Origin of the sequence: Nitratireductor alexandrii, assembly GCF_004000215.1 — a bacterium.
Taxonomy (GTDB): domain Bacteria; phylum Pseudomonadota; class Alphaproteobacteria; order Rhizobiales; family Rhizobiaceae; genus Mangrovimarina; species Mangrovimarina alexandrii.
The window spans coordinates 501,256-517,525 of the sequence record NZ_RBVY01000002.1; the positions used below are offsets into that span (position 1 = coordinate 501,256).

Here is a 16,270-nt window from a genome sequence, read left to right on the forward strand (position 1 = left end):
GGAAGGGGGCGGGTGCGCCCACATCCAAGCGACTATGCGCTGGCAAGCAAGCTGGATCGCCGCACCCGACGCACTATGAGCCCGGAGCATCGAACACGTCCGCTTCAAACGCGCAATAATCAGGGGAACCGTTTCATGAAACTCCGATTGAAGACTTTCGCCGCCGCCTTTGTGGCGGCCGGCCTGTCCGCTTCTGGCGGTGCATTAGCACAGGAAACTGTCAAGGTCGGCATGATGTCGCCCAATACCGGCCCGTTCGCCGTGATCGGCGAGGATGTCCGCAACGGTTTCCAGCTTTATCTCGACGAGATCGGCGGCATGGCCGGCGGCGCCAAGCTCGAGGTGATCTTCGAGGACACCCAGGCCAAACCGGATGTCGGGCTGACGAAAATCAAGAAACTGGTCGAAAGCGACAAGGTCAATTTCGTCGGCGGCATCGTGTCGTCCAGCGTCGCCTATGCGCTGCGCGATTATATGGTGGAAAAAAACGTACCGTTGGTGGTGTCGGTCGCCAGCGCCGACGGGCTCACGCAGCAGCTTGCCGCGCCGAACATTTTTCGCACCAACAGTTCGGGCAGCCAGGCTAGTCATCCGTTCGGCAAATGGCTTTTCGAGCAGGGCTATAAGCGCGTGGTCATGATCGCGCCCGGCTACGCCATGGGCTTCGAGCAGACCGGCGGCATCGCGCGCACCTTCACCGAGGCGGGCGGCGAGGTGATCCAGTCGCTCTATCCGCCGCTCGGCACGGCCGACTACGCGCCGTTCCTCACCAGCCTCAAGATCGACGAGGCGGACGCGGTGGTGGCGGTCTTCGCCGGCTCCGAGGCGATCAAATTCGTCAAGCAGTTCGAGGAATACGGGCTCAAGGGCACGATTCCGCTGGTCGGCACCAGCCTGTTGACCGACGACCTGATTCTCGGCCAGCAGGGCGATGCGGCCCTCGGCATCGTCACCGCCTCGCATTATTCGAGCGCGCTCGACACGCCCGGCAACGCGGCCTTCGTGAAGGCCTACCGCGAAAAATACGACCGCTCGCCGACGCTCTATTCCGAAGGCTCCTACGTAACCGCTAAGGCGATCCACATGGCGATCGAGGCGCTTGGCGGAGACCTTTCCGATCCGGCCAAGGTCAACGAGGCGCTGGCGGCGGTGTCGTTCGATTCACCGCGCGGACCGTTCAAGTTCGACGGCTACAACAGCCCCGTGCACGACATTTACGCTTTCGAGGTCAAGCGCAAGGATGGCGAACTGGTGAACGAGCCGATCGCGCGTTTCGAGGCGGTATCGCAATTCTACACCTGGAGCCCGGAAGACTATATGGCGATGAAGCCCTATCGCGATATCGCCAACGACTGGGCGAAATAACACCACCCCGTCGCTTTCGGTCCAACCGCATCTCGGAAAACAGCAAGCATGGCGTTCTACACGATCCAGATTCTCAACGGGCTGTCGCTCGCCATGCTGCTTTTCCTGATCGCCTCCGGCCTCTCGGTGATCTTCGGCCTGATGCGCATCATCAATCTGGCACATGGATCGTTTTATCTGCTCGGCGGATATATCGGCCTCTCGGTGCTCAACCAGACCGGTAGTTTCTGGCTCGCCATCCTGGTTGCCGCGGCGCTCGTCGCCGTCATTGGCATGGTCTTGCAGCGTGTCCTTCTGGAGCGGGTGCACGGCAACGAACTCGGCCAGGTGCTGATGAGTTTCGGCGTCCTACTGGTCATTTCCGACCTGGCGTTGTGGTTCTGGGGCGGTCTGCCCCAGACGCTCGACAGGCCCGACTTTCTCGACGGCGCACTGCGCTTCGCGGGCCTGTTCTTTCCAAAATACCGCGTCGCCCTGATTGTGTGCGGTTTCGCGGTCGCCCTGGCGATCTGGCTCATCATCGAGCGCACCCGGATCGGCGCGGTCATCCGCGCTGGCGTCGACGACGCCGACATGGTCCGGGCGATCGGCTTCGACATCAAGATGATCTTTCTCTTGGTGTTCGGGGCGGGCGCGGCGCTGGCGGGTGCGGCCGGTGTCCTCGGCGGCGCGATGCTGGGCATCTATCCGGGCGCGGATTTCGAGGTCGTGCTGCAGGCCTTCGCCGTTGTCGTCATCGGTGGGCTGGGCAGCCTGCGCGGCGCCTTCGTCGGCAGCTTGTTGATCGGTTTCAGCGATACGATCGGCAAGGCGCTGCTGCCGGAATTCGCCATGTTCACCATATTCGTGCCGATGGTCGCGATGCTGGTCATCCGTCCCGAAGGCCTTTTCGGCCGTGCGTGAGATTTTTCTGATGAGACCTTCCCTCGTAGCGGGCGCCGTGGCTGTCGCCGTCTTCGCTGTCGCTGCCGCGCTTGGCGGGCTGTTGTCGAGCTACTCGACAGGCCTGTTGATCGACTGCCTGATCTTTGCCGTTCTGGCGCTGGGGCTGAACCTGCTGCTCGGTCAGACCGGTCTGCCGTCGCTCGGCCACGCCGCCTATTTCGGCGTCGGCGCCTATACCGCCGGCCTGGTCATGCTGCATGTTTCAGACAGCTTCTGGTGGGGCGCGGCGGCCGCGATCGCGGCCAGCATGGCCGTCGGTGCCGTCTACGGCCTGCTCGCGCTGCGCACCAGCGGCGTCTACTTCCTGATCATCACCCTGGCGCTCGGTCAGATCACCTTCGCGATTGCGTTTTCGTGGCGCAGCCTGACCGGCGGCGACGACGGCCTGCGCGGCATCGGCCGGCCGGATCTCGGCCTGCCGGGCCTCAACGTCGACACGACTGCCGGATACTATCTTTTGGCACTGGCCGCGGCGGCCGCCGCGCTCTTGCTCATGAGGCTGATCGTGCGCTCGCCGTTCGGCGAGGCGCTGCGCGGCATTCACCAAAATCCCGACCGCATGGCCGCGCTCGGCTACAATGTCTGGCTCTACAAGTTTCTGGCCTTCGTCATCTCTGCCGGTTTCGCCGGCTGGGCGGGCGTCATCTTCGTCTACTACAAGGGTTTCATCAGCCCGGAGGCGGTCGGGATCGTCGTATCGGCGGAAGTGACGCTGATGGTGATCGTCGGCGGTGCCGGTACGCTGATCGGCCCGTTCCTGGGCGCCTTTTTGGTGGTGTTCATGAGCCATGTCGTGTCGGGTTACACCGACCGCTGGCTGACCGTGCTCGGTCTGCTTTACATCTGTGTGATGCTGTTTGCGCCCAAAGGTATCGTCACCCTTGTCGGCGACGCCTGGCGCGCCCGGAGGTCGGCATGAGCGCCCAGGCCGTCGATGTCGACAACGTGGTCATGCAATTCGGCGGCTTGCGCGCCGTCGACGGCGTATCGCTGCGCGTCGGCGTCGGCGAACGCCGGGTGCTTCTGGGGCCGAACGGCGCCGGCAAGACGACGCTGTTCAACATGATCGGCGGGCAGTTGCAGCCGACCTCCGGCGCGGTCAGGCTGTTCGGCCGGGACGTGTCGAAGCAGAACCCGTACCGGCGTGCGCATGACGGGCTCGCGCGCACCTTCCAGATCACCTCTCTGTTCCCCGACATGACGGTCGGCGAAAACGTGCATCTGGCCGTGCGTGCCCTGTCGACAAGCCGTTTCGGGATGATCCGACCGGCAGGCGCCTATCCGCGCATCGCCGAAAGGGTGGCCGACATCCTGGCCGAGTGGCGCTTCCCCGCCGGCGCCGACACGCGCGTCAGCAACCTGTCCTATGGCGACCAGCGCAAGCTCGAACTGGCCATGGCGGTCGCCAACCGGCCGCGCATTCTCCTGCTTGACGAACCGACCTCCGGCCTGTCGGCCACCGAGACCGAAAGCGTCGTCGGCTTGATCAAGGGCCTGCCCGAAGACGTGACCGTGATCGTGGTAGAGCACGACATGGATGTCGCCTTCGCCGTCGCCGACCTGTTTACCATCCTGCACAATGGCCGACTGGTGACCACCGGGACCGCGGCCGAGGTCCAGGCCAACGAAGACATCCAACGCATCTATTTCGGCGAAGGCGAGTGAGCGTCATGGCGCAACCGATCGTCAGTGTGGACGACGTGCACACCTATTACGGCGATAGCTACATCCTGCAGGGTGTTTCGCTCGACGCGCAGCCGGGCGAACTGGTGGCCGTTCTCGGGCGCAACGGCGTCGGCAAGTCGACGCTCGCCAATACGATCATGGGCTTCAACCCGCCGCGCCGGGGCGCGATCCGCTTCCTGGACAAGGCGCTGACCCACGCCACGCCGGAAGCGCGCAGCCGAGCCGGCATCGCGCTGGTGCCGCAGGGTCGGCGCACCTTCCGCTCGCTGAGCGTGGCCGAGACCCTCGAGATCGCGCGCCATTTGCGGCGCTTCGATGCGCAAAGCCTGTCCTGGACGGTCGAGGCCGTCTACGACGCCTTTCCGCGGCTTGCCGAACGCCGCGACAATCGCGCCGGAAACCTGTCGGGCGGCGAACAGCAGATGCTGGCCGTCGGCCGCGCGCTGGTCGGCAATCCGCGCTTGGTCATTCTCGACGAGCCGACGGAAGGCTTGTCGCCGCTTCTCGTCAAGGAACTGTTCGGCGTACTGGAAATGGTCAAGGCCAGGGGCTCGACGATCCTGCTCGTCGAGCAGCGGCTGAAATTCGCGCTGGCGCTCGCCGACCGCGTCGTGATCCTCAACAAAGGCAAGGTGGTCTATGCCGCCACGCCGGGCGAACTGCAGGCGGACGAGGAAATCAGACACCGTTATCTCGGTGTCTGATTGCGAACGTGCCGGATCGGTGGTGCAGGGGCGAGGACGGGATGAGATGATTGAAACCGTGCAAGTCGAGGTCGGGCGCGGCCGGCCGGCCTTTCCGGTCGACATCCTGACGCTTGGCCAGGCACGGATCGTCCGCATACCCGATATCGACCGGATCGAATGGCCCGCCACCGCCCTGTTCGACGCGCTGACGGCCGACGATCTGCGCGCCGCCGCCGGCTTGGTTCCGGCCGGAACCGTCGATGCGGAAGCCGCGACCCTGCTCCTGAGCTTCAACATCTATCTGATCCAGACGCCGGCTTTCACCGCCTTGATCGATGCCGGCATCGGCAACGGCAAGCAACGGTTGGATCGCCCTGCCTGGCATCGCCGTGACGGGCCGTTTCTCGATCTGCTCGGCAGGCTCGGCGTGCGACCCGAAAGCGTCGACATCGTCGTCAACACGCATCTGCATGCCGACCATGTCGGTTGGAACACGGTTTTGGGCGATGCCGGCTGGGAGCCGACTTTCCCGCGCGCCCGCTACGTCGCGCCGCGGGCCGAATTCGACCATTGGAACCGGCTTCATCGGGTCGAACCGTCGGCGTCGGTCCTGCACGGCGCCTTCGCCGACAGCGTCCTGCCGCTCGAGGACGCCGGCTGTCTGGACCTGGTCGGCTCGAGCGCCGAGATCGCGCCCGGCCTGCGTTTCGAGCCGGCCGCTGGCCATTCGCCCGGCATGTGCGTCGTGCGCCTGACGCTCGATGCGGCCTCGGTACTGTTTACGGCGGATGTGTTGCATCATCCGCTGCAATTCGCCCGCCGAGAGCTCGTATCCAATTTCTGTGCCGACCCGCAAGCAGCGCGCGCCACGCGCGAGCGAATTTTGACGGAAAACGCCGGCACCGGCACGATCCTGGCGCCGTATCATTTTGCATCACCCGCTTTCGGCCGTCTTCAACGGGAGGCCGCCGGGGCCCGCTTCGTTCCCCTGCCGTTGTCTTCGGCCCAGGCCTGATCGGTCTTTGTCACGCCTCCATCGAGACGCCTTGTGGACTGGCAGGGCTCACGCGCCGAGCGGATGCGGCATATAACCGACGAAGCCGGCGATCTTCCACACGCCGTCGACCTTGCGGCAGAAGTAAAGCGTCTGCCATTTCAGCCGCGCGGGCTCGCCGTCGGGACGGGCGATCGTGCCGTTGAATTTTTTGTGCAGCACGGCGCGGTCGCCGTCGATGTCGATGTCGCGCATATTGGTGACGCGGAACATCGCCTCGCGCAGCGGCTCGCTGAAATGGCTGGCCGCCGAGTCCTTCGCCTGGCGCAGCCACTCGTCGCGATAGACCTCCAGCCGCGGGAACTGCAGCCGCCAGGCATCCGCGTCGGCCAGAAAATGGGCGTGCATGCCGAAAAAGCTCTCGGCGATGAAATCGTGCTCGACCATCGACCAGTCCTGGGAAAGGAAAGCGTCGATGTCGCGCCGCACCAGCATCTCCCAAAGATAGTGCCGGTCGGCGTCGCCTTCCGGAAACGGGTTTTTGTCGAACTGCATGTTGGGCTCCGTGCTCGGGTTTGCCGCTGGTTTGGCGGTCCTATGTCACGCGGCCGCGCGCGGCGACCGGCACGCGGGCGATCACCTCTTGCCCGTCGATCAGGTGGACCGCGTCGAAGAGGTTGGACACTACGCACACATGGTTGGGAATGACGCGCACCTTGTCGCCGACCGCCGGCTTGGTCGCGCAGCCGGAAAGATCGACCACCGCGTGTTCTTCGCTGAGCCCTTTCACCACCGCCTGCGGATATTCGACGATATGGCCGTGACCGGGCGCGTCGCAACGGTCGGCGGCCAGCGCCTTGGAGCCGGCGTCGAGCACGGCGCGGTCCGGGGTCGGGCGGCTGACGACGGTTGTCAGCACGCTCAGCGCGCAGTCCTCGAGCGTGCCCAGTCCGAGCGAGACCTGCATGCGGTCGGAATAGATATAGGTTCCCGGCCGGTGCTCGGTCGCGGACGTCACCTCGGCGGCGGCATAAAGGTCCGGCGAGCCGCCGTTGGAAATGCGCGCCACCTCCAGACCGGCCTCGTTCAGGGTTTTTTTCGCCGACTTGAACCATTGGTCGACCTTGGCGGCCGCACCGCGCGGCGGATAGGTCATCAGCCCCTCGAAGCGCAGCCCTGGCGCGGCGTCGATCAGCCTTGCGAGTTCCAGCGCTTCCTGCGGCGACTGCACGCCGCAGCGCCCGGCACCGGTGTCGCATTCGATCAAGACGGGCAGGGGGTGCGACGCATCGGTGAAACGCGCCGCATAACCCTGCACGGTCGGCCGGTTGTCGGCGCTCACCGAAAGGGTAATGCGCTTGTGCAGGGCGTGCAGCCGCTCCAGCTTGTCGGCGCCGACGATGTTGTAGGGGATGAAGATGTCGGCGATGCCGGCATCGGCCATCGCCTCGGCCTCGCCGAGCTTTTGGCAGGTGATGCCGACGGCGCCGAGGTCGATCTGGCGTTTGGAAAACAGCGGCAGCTTGTGGGTCTTGATATGCGGACGCAGAACGAGCCCGTGCGTGTCGGCATAGTCCTGGGCGCGGCGCAGATTGGCGTCGGCGATCCGCCGGTCGATGATCACGGCCGGGGTGTCGAGGTCGGAAAAATTCATGACGAAGCTCCGCTGGATGGTCGCGATCCGGCCGCTAGCCGGCGATCTGCTCGAGAAACGGCAGGTTGCTGGCGCTGACCCCCGCATCCACCTGCAATGTGGCACCTGTGATCCCGCTTGCCCAGGACGAGGCCAGAAAGACGATCGCGCGCGCCACTTCGCTGGGCTCCACCAGCCGTGCGAGCGGATAGAGCCGGGTGACGGCGTCGAGAATTTCCGGCTTCTCCTCCAGCCGATGCGTCCAGGCCTCGGTCTTGATGGAGCCGGGAATGACGGCGTTCGCGCGGATGCCGTTGCGGCCCTCTTCGGTGGCGATCGCCCGCATCCAGGCGTGCAGGGCGGCCTTGGCCGCCGAATAGGCCGGATTGCCGTAATGGGCGAGCGCGTTGACCGAGGACACGAACACGAAGGCCGAACCCGAGGGCCGGTCGCGCATCGCCGGCACGAATGCGCGCGACAGCAGCGCCGCGCTGCGAAAATTCAGGTCGAGTTCCGTGGCGAGGTTTTCCGGCGTTATGTCGGCGAGCGTTTCGGCGCGGGTCCAGCCGGCGTTCGAGATCACGGCGGCCGGCGCGCCCGCCTCGCAGATCGCCGCGCAGGCCCGGTGAAGCGCGTCCTCGTCCAGAAGGTCGAAATGGTGGGTTTCAACGATGCCCGGAGCCGAGAGTGCAGCACCCGGCCGGTCGCAGGCCACGATGCGCGCGTTGCACTCGTGAAGCGTCGCCGCCAGCGCGGTGCCCACGCCGCCGCCCGCGCCGGTCACGACCACACGAGCGCCCGCGAAATCGATCATCTCTCCCCCCGTCGGTTCCGTTGCCGGCTGCGCGCGGCCGGCGAACCGGCAACCCTGTCGCTTCCGGAGCGGCAGGATGCGAACATTCTTGTAATAAAGCAACACAAAACTATCAAAGATGTTGCTTTCCAACAAAGCCTGTAACAGGATTGGTTTGTCGATGGCGCAAAACTTGGCCGTGCGACGCCGCAGCGACAGGCCGGGCGCCGTGTCCGTTGCGCTGTATCGGCCTGGCGCCCGTGCATCGACGACACCGTACTGACTGGAGGTTTTGATGACCAAGCAATGCTTCGGATCTTCCCATGTCCCGCTTTCGCCCGCCGTGCGTGCGGGCGATTTCGTTTATATCTCCGGCCAAGTCCCGGTCAGCGACGGCAAGGTCGTGCAGGGCGGCATCGTCGAGCAGACCGAGCAGGTCCTGGCCAATGTCGGCGCGGCGCTGAAGCTGGCCGGCTGCAGCATGGACGACGTGGTCAAGACGACCGTGTGGCTGGAAGACGCGCGCGATTTCGGTGCCTTCAACACCGTCTACGCTCGTCACTTCCCCACCAATCCGCCGGCACGGACCACGGTGGAGAGCCGGTTGATGATCGACATCAAGATCGAGGTCGAGGCGGTCGCCTACAAGCCCGTGTGAACGGGCGCGGCGAGAACGGACAGGTTGCCATGGAAGCGCGAACGGGAGCGGTTGGCTGATGTCTTTTGACGTGCTTGTGCGGGGTGGTCGGCTGATCGATCCCAGTCGCGGCGTCGATGCCGTCTTGGATGTCGGCGTCGCTCAGGGGCGGGTGGCCGCGATCGGCGCAGGACTGCCCGTGGACGGCGCGGCCCGCGTCGTCGACGCGGGGGGATGCCTTGTCACCCCGGGGCTGATCGACCTGCACAGTCACGTCTATTGGGGCGGCACGTCCTTGGGCGTCAACGCCGACCGGCTGGCGGCCCCGAGCGGCACCACCACCTATGTCGATGCCGGTAGCGCCGGGGCTGGCAATTTTCTCGGTTTTCGCAGTCACGTGATGGAACGCGCCAAGGTGCGCATCGTGGCCTATCTCAACATTTCCTTCGCCGGCATTTTTGGGTTTTCCAACCGCCTGATGGTCGGCGAGTGCGCCGACCTGCGCCTGTGCGACCCGCGCGAGGCGGTCGCCTGTGCGCGTGAGCACGAGGATGTGATCGTCGGCATGAAGGTGCGCACCGGCCGTATTGCCGGCGGCACCAGCGGCATCGCGCCGTTGGAACTGGCGATGGAGACCGCCGACCGGGTCGGCCTGCCGGTGATGGCGCATATCGACGAACCGCCGCCCGGTCGCCTCGAAGTGCTCGAGCGTCTGCGGCGCGGCGACGTGCTCACCCATTGCTTTCGCCCGTTCCCGAACGCGCCGGTCAACGGCGCCGGCGAGATCAAGGCCGATATGCGCCTGGCGCGCGAGCGCGGCGTCATCTTCGATATCGGCCACGGCATGGGCTCGTTCGATTTCGAGGTCGCGCGCACCATGCTGGCCGGTGGAATGCTGCCCGACGTGATCAGCAGCGATGTCCATCTTCTGTGCGTCGACGGGCCGGCCTTCGATCTTCTGGTGTGCATGTCGAAACTGATGGCGCTCGGCATGCCGCTGACCGAGATCGTCCGCGCCACCACCCAGACCCCCGCCGACGCGATCGGACGCCCGGATCTCGGCCGGGTGGCCGTCGGCGGGCCGGGCGATCTCAGCGTGCTGGCGCTCGAGCCGGGCGACGTCACTTTCACCGATTCCGTCGGCAACACGCTGACGGCCACCGAGCGGCTGGTCTCGCGCGGCATCGTTGCCGGCGGCGCTTGGCTGCCCAATGACGAAATCCGTTCCCCGGCCGAGCTGGCCGCAAACGGGGCCAAACCGCGTCACACCCATACCGATCTGGTGGTCGCGCATTTCGGCCGCCCCTATTGCCGGCATTGAGGGGCGGCGCATCGTTGCAGGCGGTCTTTATGCCGGGTCCCGGTAGACCGGCGTGTCGATGCCTTCCATCCGCGCCTTGATCTGCAGGGCGACGATCTTGGAATAAAACCGCGACAGCGCCAGATTGCCGCCATGGAACCACAGCGCCTCCTGCGGCGTGGGTTTCCACATATTGCGCAATTCGCCCTGCCACGGGCCGGGATCGTTTTTCACGCCCGATCCCAGGCCCCAGCACGGTCCGATGCTGTCGGCGACCTCGCGCGAGACGATCTGCGCCACGGTCTCGTGCATGGAGTGATAGCCGGTGCACAGGATGATCGCGTCGGCCGCCAGCTCTTCGCCGTCCTCGAACAGGATGCCGTTTTCGCTCAGTGCCTTGATCTGCTTGCCGCTGCGTATGCCGATTTCGCCGTCGATGATCAGGTCGCTCGCGCCGACATCGATGTAATAACCCGAACCGGTGCGATACGCCTTCATCATCAGCCCGGTCTCGTCCTCGCCGAAATCGATCGCAAAGCCGGTCGCCGCCAGCCTGTCGTAAAACGCCGCGTCGCGCTGCCTGATCTCGTCCCACAGCGCCTTCTGGCTTTCGGGCAGCAGGGCGAACGGGGTGGAGGCCACCAGCATGTCGGCCGCCTCCGTCGTCATGCCGCGATCGAGCGCGTCCTCCGAATAGATATCGAACGCCATCTCCATCATCGTGTCGGACTTGACCACGGTGGTCGGCGAGCGCTGGACCATGGTCACCTCGGCTCCGCTTTCCCAAAGGTCGACGCAGACGTCGTGACCGGAACTCGCCGCCCCGATCACCGCGCATTTGCGGCCCTTGAACGGTGTGCCGCCAGCATAGTCGCTGGAATGCAGGACCTGACCCTTGAAACGCTCGGCGCCGGCAAGCGCGATGCGGCGCGGCGGGCCGTAGGCGCCGGTGGCGAACACGAGTTGGCGCGGTTTGACGACGATCCGTTCGCCGGCGCGTTCGAGTTCGACCGTCCAGACCTTTTCGGTATCGTCATAGGCCGCGCTGACACAGCTTGTGGAGTCCCAGTAATTGAGCTCCATCACCTTGGCATACATTTCCAGCCAGTCGCCCATCTTGTCCTTGGGCGTGAAGACGGGCCAGTGCGCGGGGAAGGGGATGTAGGGCAGGTGATCGTACCAGACCGGGTCGTGCAGCACGAGCGTCCGGTAGCGGTTGCGCCAAGAATCGCCGGCGCGCGCATTCTTCTCCACGATAATGGTTGGCACGCCGAGTTGCTTCAGCCGCGCGCCGAGCGCGATGCCGCCCTGTCCGCCGCCGATGATCAGGCAGTAGGGCTCTTCGGTGTGGCCGAGCGTCGCCTGTTCGCGCGCCCGTGCTTCGGACCAGGTCTCGCGGCTCGGATCGGCCTTGTGGCGCACACCGAGTTCGCGCGTGCGGCCAGTCTTTTCCTCGTGGCCCTTGAGGTCGGTCGTCATCGTGAACAGCGTGTGGCAGCGCCCGTCGCGCAGCCGCAAGACGCCCTTGCCGTGGGCGACCTGCGTCTCGAAGCTGAAATGCGCTTCCACCACGCCCTCCGCGCTCTCCGCATCGCCCTCCAGCCGCCAGCTATGCGGCCGCGTTTGCACAAGCGTGGCCGCGAGCATCGCGCGCACGGCCGCACGCCCTTCCATCGTTTTGATGTTCCAGGTGAAGCTCAGCAGGTCGCGCCAGTAGCATGTGTCCAGGAACAGCGCCGCCGCCGCATCCGGGTCGCGCGCCTCGAGCGCGGCGGACAAGGATCGCAGCCAGTTGGCCGCCTGCTGGGTTGGTGCGGCGTCGAGCATCATGCCTCCTCCTCGGATTCGCGTGGCGCGCTGGATTTTGCGGTCGCTGGTAGAAACGGCGGACTGTGGCGGGTGAGGGGCGTAACGGCCCCTTGGCCCTAGTCGCCCAGGGGTTCCATCACATCCTTGCCGCCGCGGTGGGTCAGCACGTTATATTTGATGCGCCGCAGGTTCTCCTGCGCGCTCTCGCCGAGCTTGTAGCCGGCCGCGACCGCCATCAGGTCGATCGCCGCCAGAAAGGCGAAGCGCGAGGCCGTCGGCTTCAGCGTGTCGGGATATTCCGGCACGGCGACGGCGAGCGCGACGTCGCAGGCGCGCGCCAGTCCGCTGCCGGGCGCGGTGATGCACACGGTCTTGGCCCGGTAGTGCTTGGCAAGCTCGATCGCCTCGATCACCTCGCGCGTGCGCCCTGTCGCCGAAATCGCGATCGCAAGATCGTCGGGTTTCAGCGTCGAGGCCGTCATGCGCATCAGATAGGGATCGCTGTGCGCGCTCACCGCCACGCCGTAGCGGAACAGCCGGTATTGGGTTTCCTGCGCGAGCGCCGACGAACTGCCGCCTAGGCCGAACACGGTCACCTGGCGCGCCTTGGCTATGAACTCGGCCGCCTGCTGCAGGCTGGCCGGGTCGAGTTGCCGTTCCGCCTCCTGAAGGGCCTGTCTGGCCTGGCCGAACACTGCGCTCCAGAACGGCATGCCGTTGCCCGTCGATGTTGCGGGCGGCTTCGACAGGTAGAGCGCGCCGACGACCAGGCTTTGGGCGAGCTTCAGCTTGAAGTCGCGCACGCCCTCGCAGCCGATCGCGCGGCAGAACCGTGTCACCGTCGGCTCGCTCACCTCGGCGCGGCGCGCGAGGTCGGCGTTGGAGGCGTCGACCGCGAATTTCACGTCCTCGAGAACGGCGTCGGCCACGCGCCGCTCCGCCGGACGCAGGTCGCCGTAGGAATCCTTGATCTGCGAAATAATGTCTGGAATCGGCTTGGCTTGATGGTCCTCGTCGGCCACAGCCTGGCTGGCCCTCCGGCTTCCGCGCGCTGTCTCGACCATAGGCGCTACCTCTTCTGCCTGGTGCCGGCGGTCCAAGAGCGCCCGGTCCAAAACCATGCCGCATCCACGGCGGACAATCCCCTCGAACCCGTCACGCTGTTCTCGCTCGCTCCACGGCGTCACCCGGTCCAAACGGGGTGTTTTCGGTAGTTATGTAGGAAACTAACACACTTTCTGATTTGTAAAAACCCCTGAAAATATAGCGTTGAGGAGGTTTGATTGGTCCAATTCATCCATTGGCCCGACCAGTGCCTTGACAGAAAAGTAGGATAGTTACAGACTGATTTTAATGGATGAGCGGTCGATCTTCGGGGTCGCCGAAAACGATCCGAGGGGCGAATGACGGCAGGCGATGCACAAACCCCGAAGCTGCGTGTCGATGCGGCATCGAAGGTCTATGCCACCGCATCGGGCGACCTTCTCGCGCTCGACCGGTGCAGCCTGGACGTGCGCGCCAACGAGATCGTGTCGATCGTCGGCCCTTCCGGTTGCGGCAAGACCACCTTGTTGTGGTCGATGTCGGGCCTGCACCGGCTGTCGGGCGGCGAGATCCTGCTCGATGGCACGCCGATCACGGGCCCGCATCCCGACATCGGCCTCGTCTTCCAGGAAGCCAATCTTTTGCCGTGGCGCGATCTCGACGCCAATATCCGCTTTCCCTTCGAGATCAAGCGCATCAAGCCCGACCAGCCCTGGGTCGACCATCTGCTCCGGCGTGTCGGTCTCGAAGGTTTCGGCGGCAAGTTTCCGCGCGAATTGTCGGGCGGGATGCAGCAGCGTGCGGCGATGGTGCGCGCGCTGTCGTTACGGCCATCGGTGCTGTTGATGGACGAGCCTTTCGGCGCGCTCGACAGCTTCACCCGCGAGGAGATGAACCGGCTGGTCGAGGAAATTTGGCTCGAGACCCATACGACCATCGTCTTCATCACCCACAGCATCGAGGAAGCGATCTTCCTGTCGGACCGCGTGGTGGTCTTGAGCGGCCGCCCTGGCCGCGTGGCGCGCGAGTTCGCGGTGCCGTTCGAGCGCCCGCGCTCGATGGAGGTGATGGCGACGAAGGAGGTCTTCGATCTGACCAACGCCATCAAGATGGAGATCGTCGGCGGGCGCAAGGCTGCCGCGCCGCAGGTCAAGCCGCAGCAGGAACGCATCGATTAGGGAGCGGTATCGGTGGATCGATCAGACGCTATACCTGAATTCCGCAAGACCGCTTCGGGCGAGGGCGGCGAGGTCAGCCTGACCAACCTGTCGGCTCTGTCGGGCGGCGTCGGCATCAAGTCGACGGCCGAAGTCGTCGCCATCATCGCGGTCGCGGTCTTCGTCGTCGGCGGGGTGGAGCTGGCGTTGCGCGTTTTCGAGGTGCCGCCTTATATCATGCCCACGCCGAGCGCGATCGCGGTGGCGCTGGTCGGCGACTTCCCGCTGATTTTCCCGCATTTGCTGCACACGCTGGTCGAGCTTTTCGGCGGCTTCGCCATCGGCGCCACCATCGGCCTCGTCCTGGCGGCGGTGATCACCCAGTTCCCCTTCGCCGAAAAGATCGTGGCACCTTACATCTTGCTTCTGGTCACGACCCCGATGCTGGCGCTGGTGCCGCTTCTTATCCTGCGCTTCGGCTTCGGCTACGAGCCGCGCATCATCGCCGTCGCGCTCGCCTCCGGGCCGATGGTGATGATCAACGCCGCCACAGGCTTTCGGCGCGTCGACAACGCCAAGATTGCCCTGGCGCGCTCCTACGGTGCCAGCACGCTGCAGATCTTCTGGAAAATCCGCGCGCCGATGGCGCTGCCGATGATCCTTGTCGGGCTGATGATCGGCGCCATCTTCGGTCTGCTGACGGCGGTCGGCGCGGAGATGGTCGGCGGCGGGTTCGGTCTGGGCAATCGCCTGACGACCTATTCCTCGATGATCCAGATGCCGCAGTTCTTCGCCGTGGTTCTCATCCTCTCGACGCTCGGCATCCTGATCTACGTGCTCTTTTTCCTGATCGGGAAGAAGTGGGCGAGCTGGGAAGCCTAGGGGCCGGACCAGGACGATACGGCGCCCGAAGGCCTGACGGGCGTCGATGACAGACCACACAGGCTTAACCGCAGAGGGAAGAGCGCAATGACCGGAAAAAAACCGTCCATTCTAAACATGCAGGCGGGCATCAGCCGCCGTCATTTTCTGCAGGTCACGGGCAAAGGCGTGGTCACCGCCACGGCTCTTGGCGCCGCCGGCTATCTAACGCCGGCACGCGCCGAGCCCTATGACACGTTCACCTGGATCTCGCCGCGCGGCACGCTCGAGGTGCTCGACGACTATCCCTACTGGATCGCCAAGAAGATGGGCTATTTCGACGGTCTCGACACCGAGATGCAGCCCGGCCCGTCCGACGGTACGGCGACGGTGAAATTCGTCGATGTCGGCCAGGCCGACATGGGCTTTCCCTCGCCCGGCGTGTTTTCCTTCGCGCTGCAAAACGGCATGAAGCTCAAGTCGGTGTTCCACATGGGCGCGCGCGACACGTTCTCCATCGCCTTCCGCAAGGGCGAGGGCGTGTCAGACCTCAAGCAGCTCGAGGGCAAGACCATGCTGCTCGGCTCGGCCGCCTGGCAGGCGATCGTCGATCCGATGCTGGCAGCCCAGGGCGTTGACATTTCCAAGGTCGAATATGTCGAGGCCGGCTGGCCCACCTGGGGCACGGCGCTCGCCGGCGGCCAGGGCGACGCGGCGCTCGCCTGGGAGGGACTGCGCGCGGAATGGATCGCCACCGGCCTCGAATTCGACTACTGGCTCGGCGTCCAGAACTCCAACCTGCCGGCCAACACCTTCGTGGTACGCAGCGCCGATCTGGAGGATCCCGATCGCGTGGCCTTTCTGGAAAAATACCTGCGCGCCTGGGCGATGGGGCTCGAATTCGGCTACCAGAACCCGCGCGCGGCGGTCGAGGCCGTCTTCGAACAGTTTCCGACCTTCGCCAAGAACACCGGGCCCGAACTCGGCACGTCGTCGATCCTGCAGCAGATCAACGTCTTCCGCGGCGACATGGACAAGCGCGAGGGTTGGGGCTGGCACGACATGTCGAGCTGGCAGGCCTTCTTCGACCAGATCCACGAGATCGGTCAGATTTCCGATCCGGTGAAGGCCGAGGAGGTGTGCTCCAACGCGCTGATCGGCCCGGCCAACGAGTTCGACCACGCCAAGGTCAAGGCCGACGCTGACGCCTACGAATTGTCGGCCGATTTCGCCGGGCTCGACGTCGATAAGATCAAGTCGCAGATGTTCGACGACGCGATCTAGCCCTGACGAGGCGCTTTTGAAGGACATGGCGGGCGGCCTGGAGGGGCCGCCCGTGCGACAGGTCACGAACAACATC

At 65.1% G+C, this 16,270-nt stretch carries 16 protein-coding genes; 11 read left to right on the plus strand and 5 right to left on the minus strand.

The genetic code is table 11. The features are described 5' to 3' along the window. The first annotated feature begins 135 nt into the window (after nucleotides 1-135). The 6 genes from EP380_RS06125 to EP380_RS06150 are packed head-to-tail and all read left to right on the plus strand — an operon-like array spanning nucleotide 136 to nucleotide 5,697. Entirely contained in the window at nucleotides 136-1,365 is a 1,230-nt protein-coding gene (locus EP380_RS06125) for an ABC transporter substrate-binding protein (RefSeq protein ID WP_164749773.1), read from the plus strand. Nucleotides 1,366-1,413: 48 nt separating this feature from the next. Then, nucleotides 1,414-2,268: a branched-chain amino acid ABC transporter permease gene (locus tag EP380_RS06130; protein ID WP_106569732.1), complete on the plus strand. Its 855-nt coding sequence runs from the start codon at nucleotides 1,414-1,416 to the stop codon at nucleotides 2,266-2,268. Nucleotides 2,269-2,278: 10 nt separating this feature from the next. Then, the gene (locus EP380_RS06135; RefSeq protein ID WP_127597393.1) at nucleotides 2,279-3,229 is read left to right on the plus strand and encodes a branched-chain amino acid ABC transporter permease; all 951 of its coding nucleotides are present in this window, start codon (nucleotides 2,279-2,281) and stop codon (nucleotides 3,227-3,229) included. Next, on the plus strand, nucleotides 3,226-3,975 hold the full coding sequence (locus EP380_RS06140) for an ABC transporter ATP-binding protein (RefSeq protein ID WP_106569730.1): 750 nt from the start codon (nucleotides 3,226-3,228) through the stop codon (nucleotides 3,973-3,975). Before EP380_RS06135 ends, EP380_RS06140 begins: the two co-directional genes overlap by 4 nt. 5 nt (nucleotides 3,976-3,980) lie before the next feature. Further along, entirely contained in the window at nucleotides 3,981-4,700 is a 720-nt protein-coding gene (locus EP380_RS06145) for an ABC transporter ATP-binding protein (protein ID WP_106569729.1), read from the plus strand. A 46-nt stretch (nucleotides 4,701-4,746) separates the two neighbouring features. Further along, nucleotides 4,747-5,697 carry an MBL fold metallo-hydrolase gene (locus tag EP380_RS06150; RefSeq protein WP_164749774.1) on the plus strand — a complete coding sequence of 317 codons (951 nt, stop codon included), beginning with the start codon at nucleotides 4,747-4,749 and terminating at the stop codon, nucleotides 5,695-5,697. 48 nt (nucleotides 5,698-5,745) lie between these two features. Here EP380_RS06150 and EP380_RS06155 read toward each other — a convergent pair whose 3' ends face one another. From EP380_RS06155 to EP380_RS06165, 3 genes are read right to left on the minus strand one after another with little or no spacing between them, the layout of a single operon-like run. Beyond that, nucleotides 5,746-6,231 carry a hypothetical protein gene (locus tag EP380_RS06155; RefSeq protein ID WP_127597397.1) on the minus strand — a complete coding sequence of 162 codons (486 nt, stop codon included), beginning with the start codon at nucleotides 6,229-6,231 and terminating at the stop codon, nucleotides 5,746-5,748. A 40-nt stretch (nucleotides 6,232-6,271) separates the two neighbouring features. After that, on the minus strand, nucleotides 6,272-7,330 hold the full coding sequence (locus EP380_RS06160) for a D-TA family PLP-dependent enzyme (protein ID WP_127597399.1): 1,059 nt from the start codon (nucleotides 7,328-7,330) through the stop codon (nucleotides 6,272-6,274). A gap of 34 nt (nucleotides 7,331-7,364) precedes the next feature. Continuing rightward, entirely contained in the window at nucleotides 7,365-8,123 is a 759-nt protein-coding gene (locus tag EP380_RS06165) for an SDR family NAD(P)-dependent oxidoreductase (protein ID WP_127597401.1), read from the minus strand. Nucleotides 8,124-8,394: 271 nt separating this feature from the next. Here EP380_RS06165 and EP380_RS06170 point away from each other — a divergent pair, with 271 nt between their 5' ends. Beyond that, nucleotides 8,395-8,760: a RidA family protein gene (locus tag EP380_RS06170; protein WP_199190398.1), complete on the plus strand. Its 366-nt coding sequence runs from the start codon at nucleotides 8,395-8,397 to the stop codon at nucleotides 8,758-8,760. A gap of 58 nt (nucleotides 8,761-8,818) precedes the next feature. Beyond that, nucleotides 8,819-10,060: an amidohydrolase/deacetylase family metallohydrolase gene (locus EP380_RS06175; RefSeq protein ID WP_106569724.1), complete on the plus strand. Its 1,242-nt coding sequence runs from the start codon at nucleotides 8,819-8,821 to the stop codon at nucleotides 10,058-10,060. Nucleotides 10,061-10,087: 27 nt separating this feature from the next. Here EP380_RS06175 and EP380_RS06180 read toward each other — a convergent pair whose 3' ends face one another. After that, complete coding sequence (locus EP380_RS06180) at nucleotides 10,088-11,866, minus strand: NAD(P)/FAD-dependent oxidoreductase (protein WP_127597555.1); 1,779 nt, start codon at nucleotides 11,864-11,866, stop codon at nucleotides 10,088-10,090. A 98-nt stretch (nucleotides 11,867-11,964) separates the two neighbouring features. Then, nucleotides 11,965-12,912, minus strand: a complete 948-nt coding sequence (locus EP380_RS06185; protein ID WP_106569723.1) for a MurR/RpiR family transcriptional regulator — start codon at nucleotides 12,910-12,912, stop codon at nucleotides 11,965-11,967. A gap of 339 nt (nucleotides 12,913-13,251) precedes the next feature. Here EP380_RS06185 and EP380_RS06190 point away from each other — a divergent pair, with 339 nt between their 5' ends. The 3 genes from EP380_RS06190 (at nucleotide 13,252) to EP380_RS06200 (ending at nucleotide 16,194) form a co-directional block, all read left to right on the plus strand. Then, nucleotides 13,252-14,070, plus strand: coding sequence for an ABC transporter ATP-binding protein (locus EP380_RS06190; RefSeq protein ID WP_106569722.1), 819 nt, complete (start codon nucleotides 13,252-13,254; stop codon nucleotides 14,068-14,070). A gap of 12 nt (nucleotides 14,071-14,082) precedes the next feature. Then, entirely contained in the window at nucleotides 14,083-14,931 is an 849-nt protein-coding gene (locus EP380_RS06195; protein ID WP_106569721.1) for an ABC transporter permease, read from the plus strand. A gap of 87 nt (nucleotides 14,932-15,018) precedes the next feature. After that, nucleotides 15,019-16,194, plus strand: a complete 1,176-nt coding sequence (locus tag EP380_RS06200; RefSeq protein WP_127597404.1) for an ABC transporter substrate-binding protein — start codon at nucleotides 15,019-15,021, stop codon at nucleotides 16,192-16,194. Nucleotides 16,195-16,270: the final 76 nt, after the last annotated feature.

Bases quoted from the DNA above. Each gene is read 5' to 3' on its own strand.
- EP380_RS06125 (WP_164749773.1), top strand. From the start codon at position 136: ATGAAACTCCGATTGAAGACTTTCGCCGCCGCCTTTGTGGCGGCCGGC.
- EP380_RS06130 (WP_106569732.1), top strand. From the start codon at position 1,414: ATGGCGTTCTACACGATCCAGATTCTCAACGGGCTGTCGCTCGCCATG.
- EP380_RS06135 (WP_127597393.1), top strand. From the start codon at position 2,279: ATGAGACCTTCCCTCGTAGCGGGCGCCGTGGCTGTCGCCGTCTTCGCT.
- EP380_RS06140 (WP_106569730.1), top strand. From the start codon at position 3,226: ATGAGCGCCCAGGCCGTCGATGTCGACAACGTGGTCATGCAATTCGGC.
- EP380_RS06145 (WP_106569729.1), top strand. From the start codon at position 3,981: ATGGCGCAACCGATCGTCAGTGTGGACGACGTGCACACCTATTACGGC.
- EP380_RS06150 (WP_164749774.1), top strand. From the start codon at position 4,747: ATGATTGAAACCGTGCAAGTCGAGGTCGGGCGCGGCCGGCCGGCCTTT.
- EP380_RS06155 (WP_127597397.1), bottom strand. From the start codon at position 6,231: ATGCAGTTCGACAAAAACCCGTTTCCGGAAGGCGACGCCGACCGGCAC.
- EP380_RS06160 (WP_127597399.1), bottom strand. From the start codon at position 7,330: ATGAATTTTTCCGACCTCGACACCCCGGCCGTGATCATCGACCGGCGG.
- EP380_RS06165 (WP_127597401.1), bottom strand. From the start codon at position 8,123: ATGATCGATTTCGCGGGCGCTCGTGTGGTCGTGACCGGCGCGGGCGGC.
- EP380_RS06175 (WP_106569724.1), top strand. From the start codon at position 8,819: ATGTCTTTTGACGTGCTTGTGCGGGGTGGTCGGCTGATCGATCCCAGT.
- EP380_RS06180 (WP_127597555.1), bottom strand. From the start codon at position 11,866: ATGCTCGACGCCGCACCAACCCAGCAGGCGGCCAACTGGCTGCGATCC.
- EP380_RS06185 (WP_106569723.1), bottom strand. From the start codon at position 12,912: ATGGTCGAGACAGCGCGCGGAAGCCGGAGGGCCAGCCAGGCTGTGGCC.
- EP380_RS06190 (WP_106569722.1), top strand. From the start codon at position 13,252: ATGACGGCAGGCGATGCACAAACCCCGAAGCTGCGTGTCGATGCGGCA.
- EP380_RS06200 (WP_127597404.1), top strand. From the start codon at position 15,019: ATGACCGGAAAAAAACCGTCCATTCTAAACATGCAGGCGGGCATCAGC.